An 11,557-nucleotide genomic window follows, 5' to 3' on the forward strand; every position below is an offset into this window, starting at 1 on the left:
AAAGTCTTCTGAAAAAAGGTATCTTCAGAAGGCTTGTTTTTTTTATAAGATACCTAAAGCTATTTCAACCATTTTGCTAAAAGTAGTTTCTCTTTCTTCAGAGGAAGTTCTTTCTCCGGTAACTAAAGAATCAGAAATAGTTAAAATTGCTAGTGCTTTTACATTAAATTTTGCTGCAATTGTATACAAACCTGCCGCTTCCATTTCGACACAAAGCACCCCATATTCTGCCCATTTTTTATAGGAATCAAAGTCATCTTCATAGAATTCATCTGCAGATAATACATTTCCTGCTTTTATGGGAATACTATGTTCGCCAGCATACTTGACAGCTTTCATTAACAAATCGAAATCTGCTGTTGGAGAATAATCTGAGTTGATAAATCTAGAATTATTAATTCCAGAGGTAGAAGAAGCTGCCATGGCTATCACAATATCTCTTAGTTTAACTTCCTTCTGATAAGATCCTGAGGATCCTACTCTAATTAAGTTTTTTACTCCAAAATCATTTATCAATTCGTGACAATAGATTAATGAAGACGGAATACCCATTCCAGTTCCTTGTATAGAAACCTTTTTTCCTTTATAAGTTCCTGTATATCCAAACATACCACGCACTTCATTATAACATACTGAATTATCTAAAAATGTTTCTGCAATCCATTTTGCCCTCATAGGATCTCCTGGCAACAAAACAGTTTCTGCTACCTCACCTCTCTTTGCTGCGATATGTGTACTCATAAGCGATTATTTTGAAGCTACCAAAGCTACTCCAGAAGAAGTACCTAATCGAGAAACTCCCATATTGATATATTGCACTGCGGTTTTGGCATCTCTAATTCCACCTGAAGCTTTTATCTGGATTGCATCCATCGCAATCTCCTTCATTAACTTTATATCTCCTAATGTTGCTCCTCCTCCTCCAAAACCGGTAGATGTTTTTATAAAATCCGCACCTGCATCAATAGATAATTGGCAAGCGATTTTCTTTTCCTCTTCGGTAAGATAACTATTCTCCAAAATTACTTTTAGTATATTATCTCCAATGGCTTTTTTGATCAAAGCAATTTCATCCTGAACAATTTTATGATAGCCCGACTTAAGTAATCCTATATTCAGCACCATATCGATTTCATTTGCACCATCATCAATACACTGTTTAGCCTCGAAGACCTTAGCTTTAGTAGTCATGGCACCTAAAGGAAATCCAACTACGGCTGCAATTTTTATATCTGATTTCATTAATTCACTACAGGCTAAACCTACATAAGCACCATTTACACATACCGAATAAAAATCATATTCTCTCGCTTCTGCACATAATTTCTTTATGTCATCTACAGTAGCTGTTGCTTTTAAAAAAGTATGATCTATATACCGATTAAGTTCCATTGCTTACTTATTTGTATTTATAATATGAATGATATCGGATTTTTGCAAAACTCCCGATTGTCGCCAAAGTTGTTTTCCTTCTTTAAAAAGTAACATCGTAGGTACTCCTCTAACTTGATATCTAGCTGCTAATGGTTGATTTTTATCCACATCAATTTTTACAATTTTTATAGCCGTTCCTAATTCCTCTTTCACCTCTTTCAAAATAGGAGCTAATGTTTTACACGGACCACACCAATCGGCATAAAAATCTACTAGTACAGGCGTATTAGAATCTATAATATTACTAAAGCTATCTTTCATTTTTGATTTTCTTTTATTAATTTAAAATACTCTTTTTTTGCATAAACATATTCATAATATTTAAAAGAATATAATATCCACCCAAAAGTGATCATAAATATCCCTCGTTGATATATTCCTCTATAATCAGAATGAATAAACATCAAAAAAGACCCTATTAAAGTAATTATACCCACGAATAAAGCCATCAACTTTTGACTCCTCCATCTTGCAGCGAAACTAATGACTAAAGAATATGCACAAAATGAAATACCAGTAATAATAGAAAATACAGAATGTATTTCATTTTGAAAAGAATCAAAAACGAGCTTTCGATCTATGGGAGCAGATAAAAATATTGCAGATAATACAAGAGAGAGACAAAAAACAAGTAATATCAATAACTGAACACGTTGCTTTTGTAATATCCTGAAACCATTAACAAAGCTTATCAAACCAAGTAAAATAAGAACAAAGTTCATGATCCAGTTATACGGAGTTTTTTGTGCTCCTAGTTCATATAAAGTGTGTTTTGATATCGAATATTCAGGATCAGAAAAAAAAGGCAATATAAATGCTATTACTATCAGGGTAATATACAACCCACATAAAAAAGGGTGATCCTTATACTGCTTTTTTCTATAACCTTTCATCCTATTAATGGCTTATTATTATACTTTTTTATAAGATGAATAACATCATTTATTGGAACTTCTATAGCATATGTTCCGGTATATGAAGGACAGATAATACAGTCGTCAAAATAAAATTTAATAACATCTTCCGTAATAACAAAATTGTTTTTATAAACCTTAAAGTCTTCCTTAGATAATTCCCAGCATTCATAATATAAGTCTCCAGAATTTATTCCGTCAGATATCACAGTATTAATAGTACTTAGTAATTCACTTTCGGAATCATCAATAAAAAAATCGTCATAATATAGAAATCCATGATTCTCTAAATCGTAATTAAGACACTCGAACATATAGGTGGAATGTTTCATCCCAGAATAATAATTCTCTTTATAGAGTAGCACACTGATAAGCTGTTGTTTTACCGTGTATATTTTATAATCAATAATTCGTTTATCCATGCACCTGCCAATTGCTAGAGAATCACAGAATAGGACCTTATCTTCTAAAATTTCATTTTCCGTAGCTTCAATATTTAAATAGTTTTCTGTCAGAAAATCATTAAATACGGCATTATTCTCATCCATATTCTCATTTAGGTAAGGATATTTATAATCCAAAATATACACGTCTTCAGCTTTATAGAATTGCTTATCTATAACCAGTTCCTGTAATTTATGTTCATCATCTTTTGTAGAGATAAGACGCTCTACTTTTGTTGATTTTGTTTTTTCCTGATGTAGCTCTTGTTGCTCTTCTAATACATACTGTATACTATCTTCACTTAGAGTATTATCTTTTTCTATCTGTGTAGTGTAGGTTTCAGGTTTTTCTTTGATCTGAGTTTTATTGTTACAAGCTATTAAGCTTAACATCATAAAACTGGTAATTAGCGTTCTCATAGGATACTTTTTATTTTATATAAATGTAATAGGGCTACTTCTTAAAAAATATGATATCCATCAGTTATATGGACATAAAAAAACGGGCATCATCATATGAAACCCGTTTCTAATTAAGTGTTATATGTAAAAATATCAAAACAAACTATTTCCAATAATTAGTAAACTATTAACTAGTAGACTTACGATCAATAGATCTAATACTAATTTAGGCTTCTGAACTGTTAATATCGCAGCATTATGAGCACTACAAACGGATACCGTTAAAAATACTAGAAGCATTTGTATAAAACCATTACCTCCTAATAAGGTGGTCATAATTGCAATGGAGCCTAAACAAGTAGATGCAATAATTGCTAAAGCGGAATATCCTATATAATTCTCAGAAAAATCAGCATTAATTTTCGCGTAAAATGTCATAATAATTAATTTTTAAATTCAGAGTAAAACTAAAGGTGTTTTACATATTAAAATATGATAAAAATCAGTTCTCAAAAATTAACCGAAGCTTTCCTAGCATCATTAATTCTGATTTATTTTTACCAGAAAAAGCACTTGCAATACTATTAGATGTATTCCAAACCAATTTCTTTACGTTATCCGTAAAAAGTGATTTATTTTCTAAATAAAAATCTTCGAATTCGTAAAAGCTGTCTTCTGCAACAAGTTCTTTATAATCTAACCAATCAAAGACAATTTCAATCTGGAAAGCAGCATCTGCTCCAAACTCATCTTCTAAATCATCAATATCTAACCAAGCTGATTTCACTATTTTTTTTAAGGTTGTATATTCAGATTCACGTACTACTTTATCAGAAGCGGCAATAGCATAAAACAATTTGCCTAAATTTTGATAAAAACTAATTCCTATGTTTTGAGCTGCATTCATTTTACTATTTTTTTTTGTTTATTTAACAAAAGTAACATCTCACATTCACCTTTTTTATGACAAAAATCAGTTCTCAAAATGAGGCAAATTGACTATTTTTGAGAAATGAGGGTCTTTGAGAAAAACAATAATATTTTTAAGATTCTTTCTGAAGCAATTTCAGAAGGAATTGTAGTTGTCAATAAAGATCAAATAATTGTTGCTACCAATGAATCTGCGAATGATATATTCGGCTACGAAAAAGACGAGTTAGTAGGTGAAAAATTGACCATTCTTATTCCTAAAAAACATCATCACGCACATCCTAAATATGTGGAAAAATTCATAGATGATAGTGGAAAAAGAAGTATGGGTATTGGTAGAGATCTTTATGGAGTAAGAAAAGATGACAGTAAATTCCCAGTTGAAGTTGGACTTAACCCATTTGAAATCTATGAGAATTCTTATGTAATGGCTTTAGTCAGTGATATCACATTGCGTAAAGAACAAGAAGTTAGAATACAGGAATTAAATACTGAACTTGAAGAAAAAATAAGAAAAAGAACGCAAGAGCTTTCTATTACTATAAAAGAATTAGAAGAAGAAATAAAACTACGTAAAGAGGCAGAAGCAATCACCCAAGAATCTTTAAAAAAAGAGAGACAGCTAAATGAATTAAAAACAAAGTTTCTTTCCTTGGTTTCTCATGAATTTAAAACACCATTAAGTGGAATTCTTACTTCTGCAACTTTAATAGGAAAATATACTAAAGCTGAACAACAAGAAAAAAGAGATAAGCATCTTGATACTATTAAAAACAAAGTGAAATACTTGGATAATATCCTTAATGACTTTCTATCGGTAGAACGTTTAGAAAGTGGTAAAGTGAAGTATAAATTCACCACATTTCCACTTAGCAAAGTAATCAATGAAGTAATATATGACGCTAATATGTTACTAAAAGATGGTCAGCGTATAAAATACCCAAAGGATATAGATGAGTATGTCATAGATTTTGATGAAAAAATATTAGAACTAGTATTAACAAACCTCATCAGAAATGCGATAAAGTATTCTGGAGAGAACACTACTATAGATTTACAGGTTTTATTAGAAAACGACCTGCTCACCTTTTATATTATAGATCAAGGAATTGGTATCCCTGAAAAAGAACAAGAATTTATTTTTAAAAGATATTTTAGAGCAGAAAATGCGCTATTGGATCAAGGAACAGGAATCGGATTGAACATCGTAAAAAGTCATTTAGAAAACCTTGGAGGAAGCATTACTTTTAAAAGTAAAGAAAATCAAGGATCTACTTTTACAGTAAACATACCTATATCAAAATTATCATAATCATGAAAACTATTCTATTAATAGAAGACGATACTGCTCTAAGAGAAAATACCGCAGAACTTTTAGAATTATCCGATTATAATGTGATCACATCTCCAAATGGTAAAATAGGTATTACTAAAGCGAAAGAAGAAAAACCTGATATCATTGTTTGTGATATTATGATGCCAGAGATCGATGGTTATGGTGTTCTGGAAGCATTATCTCGTGATACTATTACTGATCAAATACCTTTTATCTTTTTATCTGCTAAAACAGAACATAAAGAGATCCGTAAAGGAATGGATTTAGGAGCGGATGATTATCTTACAAAACCTTTTGATGAAGACGATTTATTAAGTGCTATAGAGAGCCGTTTGGCAAAAGCCCATATTATTTCTAAAAGATTAAAAGAACAACCTCAAAAACCAGAAGAAGATTCAGGAGATGGGTTGAGAAGCTTACACGAACTCAAAAACTTTTTTGATGATCACGGAGATATTTCAAGTCACACCAAAGGAGACGCTATTTTTAAAGAAGGAGATCATTCTAATAAAATATACTTGATTCTGAAAGGTGTGGTCAAAACGCATAAAATGGATGAAAGTGGTAAAGAATTGATTACGGCATTGTTTAAAGAAGATGATTTTTTAGGTTTTACATCATTTACCGATCATACTCCATATCAAGAATCAGCAACTGCAGTAGAAGATGCAGAGTTGGCCGGTGTATCTAAAACAGATCTAAAAGATATATTAGAAAAAAGTAAAAACATTTCTTTAGAATTAATGGAATTGCTTAGTGATAATCTTTCCGAAATAAAAGAGCAATTATTACAGATGGCGTATAGTTCGGTCCGTAAAAAAACTGCTCAAACCATTTTACAATTCACTCAAGTATTAAATAAAAAACCTGAAGAAAGTATTAAAATATCCCGAAACGATTTAGCTAGTGTGGCGGGTATTGCCACAGAAAGTTTAATACGTACATTATCCAGTTTTAAAAAAGATGGACTTATCGAAATTGAAGGTCGTAATATTAAAATCTTAGATCTACCAAAACTTCAACTTATAGAATAAAAAACAGCTAAGCTGATTTTTGTCATATTTTTCATAGACACATCCTAATACATTTGTTGTATTAGAACGTATTAAAAATGAAGAATATTCTTATTCCAACAGATTTTTCGGAAAATTCATGGAATGCTATTACCTATGCTTTGTCATTTTTTGAAAAAGTAAGATGTAATTTCTATTTTCTACATATTTCCCCATATAAACAAGTTATCGGGAATGAATCATTTTTTGAGTCAACTCATCAAGTTGTAGAAAACGTTACTCGTAATGATCAGGAACAAATGCAATTACTATTAAAAAGGGTTCAAAAATTACCTCTTAATCCAAAACATCACTTCTTTACTATCAATGAGTATATCTTTTTTATAGATACCATTCGAAAACAGGTTGAAGAAAAGGGTATTGATTTTATCGTAATGGGAACTAAAGGAGCTTCTGGATTAAAAGAAAAAACAGTAGGTAGTAATACCGGTGATGTCATAACCAAGGTAAAATGTCCAGTTCTAGTAATTCCTGAAAAAGCCAAATATTCTAAAATTAATGAAATTGCTTTCCCTACAGATTATAATATATTCTATAAAAGTAAAATACTACAAACCATAACAGAAACTCTTACTATCAATAATGCAGCACTACGAGTGTTACATATTGCTAAAAAAGAAAAAGAACTTACAGAGTTACAAAAAAGAAACAAAAATATTCTTAATGATTTTTTAGAAGAAGATATAGATCATAGTTTTCACTCTTTATCTAATACTAATATAGAACAAGCTGTTCAATGCTTTGTAGAAAGCCGAGATATCAGTATGATCACCATGGTTGCTAAGAACCTCAACTTTTTTCAAAGGATTCTATTTCATCCAACAGTAGAAAAAATAAGTTATCATATCAATATCCCATTTCTCGTATTACACGAATAAGAATTACCTAAAAAATAATACAATGCATACTAATTTAGTGGACAAATATAATGTTCCAGGACCTAGATACACCAGTTATCCTACAGTACCCTATTGGGATCAAGAAATATTTTCATTAAATAAGTGGAAAAACTCAGTGATAACATCCTTTAAAGAAAGTAATGACTCACAAGGAATCAGTATATATATTCATTTACCTTTTTGTGAAAGCATGTGTACTTTCTGTGGATGTAACAAACGGATTACTAAACGACATACTGTAGAAATACCATATATCAATTCGGTTTTAAAAGAATGGCAGTTATATCTAAATATGCTAGAAACAAAACCAAAAATTAAAGAATTGCATTTGGGTGGAGGAACCCCCACATTCTTTTCATCAGAAAACTTAGAATACTTAATCAAGGGATTGTTTTCTTCTACAAAATCAGCTGAAGCTTGTGAATTTAGTTTTGAAGGGCATCCAAATAACACTACTCGTGAACATCTACAAACATTATACGATGTAGGTTTTAGAAGAGTAAGTTTTGGTGTTCAGGACTATAATGAAAAGGTCCAAAAAGCAATTCATCGTGTACAACCATTTGAAAAAGTAAAATATGTTACCGAAATAGCAAGAGAAATTGGATATACTTCGATTGGTCATGATATCATTTTTGGATTACCATTCCAGACTGAAGAAGCTGTAGTTCATACTATTCAGAAAACCAAAGAATTATTACCTGATCGATTAGCTTTCTACAGTTACGCGCATATTCCATGGCAAAAAGGAAATGGACAACGCGGGTATAATGAAAAAGACCTTCCTACTGGAGAACAAAAACGACGACAATACGAAACTGGTAAAAAATTATTATCCAAAGTCGGTTATGTAGAAATAGGAATGGATCATTTTGCACTTAAAAGCGATACACTATTCCTAGCTATGGAAGATCAAAACCTACATCGTAATTTTATGGGGTACACGGTATCAAAAACCAAAATGATGATCGGTTTAGGAGTATCTTCTATTAGTGATAGCTGGTATGGGTTTGCTCAAAATGTAAAAGGCATAGAATCCTATCAAAATTTAGTCAACCAAGGAATAATACCAGTATACAGAGGTCATATACTAACAAAAAAAGATGAAATCATAAGACAACATATACTAAACCTTATGTGTAATTTTAGGACCGAATGGAGTAATAACCAACTTTATTTTGATGAATTAATAGATGTATCTATACGCTTAAAAGAAATGGAACAAGACGGATTGGTAATTATGACCGATCATAGTATTGAAGTTACCGAAAAAGGGAAACCATTTGTGCGTAACATCTGCATGGCTTTTGACTTACGATTACAACAAAATAAACCTGGAACACAACTTTTCTCAATGACTGTATAAAATAGCTGTTTTAAGGTTTTTAAATACTGTATAATTACTACTAATGACATTCGAAATTGGAAGAAACAATTTCTGTAGATTGTTTTGGCGAAACATATGGAATTCCTAATCCCATTCCTCTTAAAATAAATAACAAACCCATCATCACAATAAACATAGGAATAGCTTTTTGAATATGTTTTCGTATCCACTTTCCTTTAAACATATTACCTGCATACACCACTAAAGTCATTAGTGGAATCGTACCTAAACCAAATAAAAGCACATACAGTGTACTATTCATAATATTACCTAAAGCTACCGCAGCAAAAACTGCCATATATACCAATCCACAAGGAAGAAATCCGTTTAAAAAACCAATAGTTAAAAATGTATCTGGTGTTTTCTTTTTAAGTTCTTTTCCTAATGCACTCTTGATCTTAGAAATTATCCGATATATCGGTTTAGAAAAATTATATTTCATAAGTACTGATGAAGGTATCAAAACCACTAGGATCATTACAATCCCAATGCTAATAGAAAGTCCTTGTTGCATTCCAAAAATGTTCAGACTATTTCCTATCAATCCAAAAAATAATCCTATAATACCGTATGCCAGCAAGCGGCCCAAATGATATAAAGAGATTTGAAAAACTTTCTTAAACTGATTCTTATGATCTAATGGCAACATAAACGCAATGGGGCCACACATCCCAACACAGTGAAAACTTCCTAAAAGACCTAATATGAATGCAGAAACTAACATTTAATATGTAAATGATTCTTTAAATAAATAAGAAGTATTCTCATGTTCCCAATTCACCGTAATGTTCCATCGCCCTTCTATCAACTTATTTTTCAGAACCAATAATTCTGAACTGTGTAGCTTGATCGGGACTTGGAAATCCAACTTTTTGTTAGAAGGACGATACAAGGAAATAGTTCCGGTCAGTTTTTTGGAGTTTATATCCTCCGGAAATGTAATCAGTAATCCTTCGGATACCTTTTTAATCGTAATATTACTTTTTAGTGCCTTTGCATTTTTTTCAGCATTGATCTCTTCCTGAAAAGCCAACTCTTGTTTGTAGTAATCTTCTGTTACTAAATCGTGTTCAAACTTTTTATCCGTATTCATTCGTATTACAAAGAATAGTATAAAACTTATAAATCCTATAAATACCAATACAATTGCAGTACCCCAGTTTATTTTCATAACTCATTTTTTTATTCCTGTTTAGGATTCCAGTTTAGGCCGGAATCCAAAACACATTTTTTAGAATTTTCTTTTCTCCACTACTCAGCAACTCATAGACTCACCTTCGTTACCTATAACTTCTAGGTCCTAAAAACGCTGTGGTGGTTGTTTCGATCAATTCATTATCATTCGCGTATACTCCAATTTTTACTTTATCCTTATCACCGCTTAACGCAAAAGCATTAATTTCTATAAATAATGTCCCCTCTGCCAATCCTTGTTTAGGCACCACAAAGTTTTTATGAGTTACTATTTCTATGGTACCAGTATGAGATAATAATTCGAAATGAACGTTTTCGATATCATTAATCGTTTTATTTACTAGTTTAAATGTATATACATTACTAATCATATTATTTTCTTTTCGCTCATACAATTGCCCTGGTAACCTTAAAATATTCGCTTCGACATCATTTCTCAAAAAAGACATTCCCAGAAAAACACCAATCAATATCACCAATACGGCTGTATATCCTTTTAGTCTTGGTGTAAACTTAAATTTCTCCTTTTTAGCGATATCATCTTCACTGGCATATCGGATCAATCCTTTCGGAAGGTTTACACTTTCCATCATATGATCACAGGCATCAATACAGGCAGTACAATTCACACATTCTAACTGTGTTCCATTGCGGATATCGATTCCTGTTGGACATACATGTACACATTGAAAACAATCTATACAATCGCCTTTTCCACTTTTAGATCTGTCTTCATTCTTCTTAAACTTCGCCCTGCCATCTTCTTTTTCTCCTCGTTTATAATCGTATGCAACCACAATGGATTTAGCATCCAACAATACGCCTTGTAATCGACCATATGGACAAGCAATTACACAAACCTGTTCTCTAAACCAGGCAAAGACAAAATAAAATACTGCGGTAAATATTAATAAGGAAATTAAAGTCCCCACATGCTGAAAAGGGCCATCAATAAATATATATTGGATTAACACATCACTACCGATCAAGTAAGCCAAAAACACATTCGCTATTAAAAATGAAATGATAAAAAACACCACCCATTTAAGAAGGCGTTTTTTGATTTTTTCGGCGTTCCAAGGTTGTTTATCCAATCGTATTTGTTTTCCTCTATCTCCTTCGATCCAATATTCTATTCGTCGAAAAACCATTTCCATAAATATGGTTTGCGGGCATATCCAACCACAGAATAATCTTCCAAAAGCTACTGTAAATAATATTACAAAGACTACCCCAATAATCATTGATATTACGAACAGATGAAAATCCTGTGGCCAGAAAGGAGCTCCGAAAATGTTGAAACGTCGCTCTAACACATTAAATAATAAAAATTGGTTGCCATTGATTTTAATAAAAGGAGCAGAAAACAAAAAAATCAATAACCCATAACTCACCCATTTGCGATATTCATAAAATATACCACTAGGTTTTTTAGGATATAACCAGGCACGTTTTCCTTCTTCATTAATCGTACCGATAGAATCTCTAAATGTTTCGTTTTCTGGCGTTTCCAATGGACAATAATTATTAATTATACGATATATA

At 31.5% G+C, this 11,557-nt stretch carries 14 protein-coding genes; 4 read left to right on the forward strand and 10 right to left on the reverse strand.

What is annotated here, in order from left to right; all coding sequences use genetic code 11:
• Nucleotides 1–42: 42 nt before the first annotated feature.
• The 7 genes from deoD to BMY33_RS08055 form a co-directional block, all read right to left on the reverse strand.
• Nucleotides 43–741 carry a purine-nucleoside phosphorylase gene (gene deoD, locus BMY33_RS08025; protein ID WP_091407371.1) on the reverse strand — a complete coding sequence of 233 codons (699 nt, stop codon included), beginning with the start codon at nt 739–741 and terminating at the stop codon, nt 43–45.
• 6 nt (nt 742–747) lie between these two features.
• On the reverse strand, nt 748–1,392 hold the full coding sequence (deoC, locus tag BMY33_RS08030; protein ID WP_091407372.1) for a deoxyribose-phosphate aldolase: 645 nt from the start codon (nt 1,390–1,392) through the stop codon (nt 748–750).
• A 3-nt stretch (nt 1,393–1,395) separates the two neighbouring features.
• Nucleotides 1,396–1,695, reverse strand: coding sequence for a thioredoxin (trxA, locus tag BMY33_RS08035; protein WP_091407374.1), 300 nt, complete (start codon nt 1,693–1,695; stop codon nt 1,396–1,398).
• A complete protein-coding gene (locus BMY33_RS08040; RefSeq protein WP_091407376.1) occupies nt 1,692–2,327 on the reverse strand; it encodes a DUF998 domain-containing protein in 636 nt (211 codons plus the stop codon). The genes trxA and BMY33_RS08040 overlap by 4 nt, the downstream gene beginning before the upstream one ends.
• Nucleotides 2,324–3,211, reverse strand: coding sequence for an RsiV family protein (locus BMY33_RS08045; RefSeq protein ID WP_091407377.1), 888 nt, complete (start codon nt 3,209–3,211; stop codon nt 2,324–2,326). The genes BMY33_RS08040 and BMY33_RS08045 overlap by 4 nt, the downstream gene beginning before the upstream one ends.
• A 135-nt stretch (nt 3,212–3,346) precedes the next feature.
• Entirely contained in the window at nt 3,347–3,631 is a 285-nt protein-coding gene (locus BMY33_RS08050; RefSeq protein ID WP_091407379.1) for a hypothetical protein, read from the reverse strand.
• Between the two features lie 64 nt (nt 3,632–3,695).
• Nucleotides 3,696–4,100, reverse strand: a complete 405-nt coding sequence (locus BMY33_RS08055) for a hypothetical protein (RefSeq protein WP_091407380.1) — start codon at nt 4,098–4,100, stop codon at nt 3,696–3,698.
• Nucleotides 4,101–4,205: 105 nt separating this feature from the next.
• Here BMY33_RS08055 and BMY33_RS08060 point away from each other — a divergent pair, with 105 nt between their 5' ends.
• The 4 genes from BMY33_RS08060 (at nt 4,206) to hemN (ending at nt 8,797) form a co-directional block, all read left to right on the forward strand.
• The gene (locus BMY33_RS08060; protein WP_091407382.1) at nt 4,206–5,435 is read left to right on the forward strand and encodes a sensor histidine kinase; all 1,230 of its coding nucleotides are present in this window, start codon (nt 4,206–4,208) and stop codon (nt 5,433–5,435) included.
• A gap of 2 nt (nt 5,436–5,437) precedes the next feature.
• Nucleotides 5,438–6,493 (forward strand): response regulator, encoded by a 1,056-nt coding sequence (locus BMY33_RS08065; protein ID WP_091407383.1) that lies wholly within the window; start codon nt 5,438–5,440, stop codon nt 6,491–6,493.
• A 77-nt stretch (nt 6,494–6,570) separates the two neighbouring features.
• On the forward strand, nt 6,571–7,410 hold the full coding sequence (locus BMY33_RS08070; RefSeq protein ID WP_091407385.1) for a universal stress protein: 840 nt from the start codon (nt 6,571–6,573) through the stop codon (nt 7,408–7,410).
• Nucleotides 7,411–7,432: 22 nt separating this feature from the next.
• Nucleotides 7,433–8,797 carry an oxygen-independent coproporphyrinogen III oxidase gene (gene hemN / locus BMY33_RS08075; protein WP_091407387.1) on the forward strand — a complete coding sequence of 455 codons (1,365 nt, stop codon included), beginning with the start codon at nt 7,433–7,435 and terminating at the stop codon, nt 8,795–8,797.
• 40 nt (nt 8,798–8,837) lie between these two features.
• On the opposite strand, the gene BMY33_RS08080 is transcribed toward hemN, so the two are convergent.
• From BMY33_RS08080 to ccoG, 3 genes are all read right to left on the reverse strand, one after another.
• Nucleotides 8,838–9,542, reverse strand: a complete 705-nt coding sequence (locus BMY33_RS08080; RefSeq protein WP_091407389.1) for a sulfite exporter TauE/SafE family protein — start codon at nt 9,540–9,542, stop codon at nt 8,838–8,840.
• A complete protein-coding gene (locus BMY33_RS08085; protein ID WP_091407390.1) occupies nt 9,543–9,989 on the reverse strand; it encodes a FixH family protein in 447 nt (148 codons plus the stop codon). It abuts the gene before it with no gap.
• Between the two features lie 109 nt (nt 9,990–10,098).
• Nucleotides 10,099–11,526, reverse strand: coding sequence for a cytochrome c oxidase accessory protein CcoG (gene ccoG / locus BMY33_RS08090; RefSeq protein ID WP_091407392.1), 1,428 nt, complete (start codon nt 11,524–11,526; stop codon nt 10,099–10,101).
• Nucleotides 11,527–11,557: the final 31 nt, after the last annotated feature.

The sequence above is a fragment of the Aquimarina amphilecti genome (assembly GCF_900109375.1).
Lineage (GTDB): Bacteria > Bacteroidota > Bacteroidia > Flavobacteriales > Flavobacteriaceae > Aquimarina > Aquimarina amphilecti.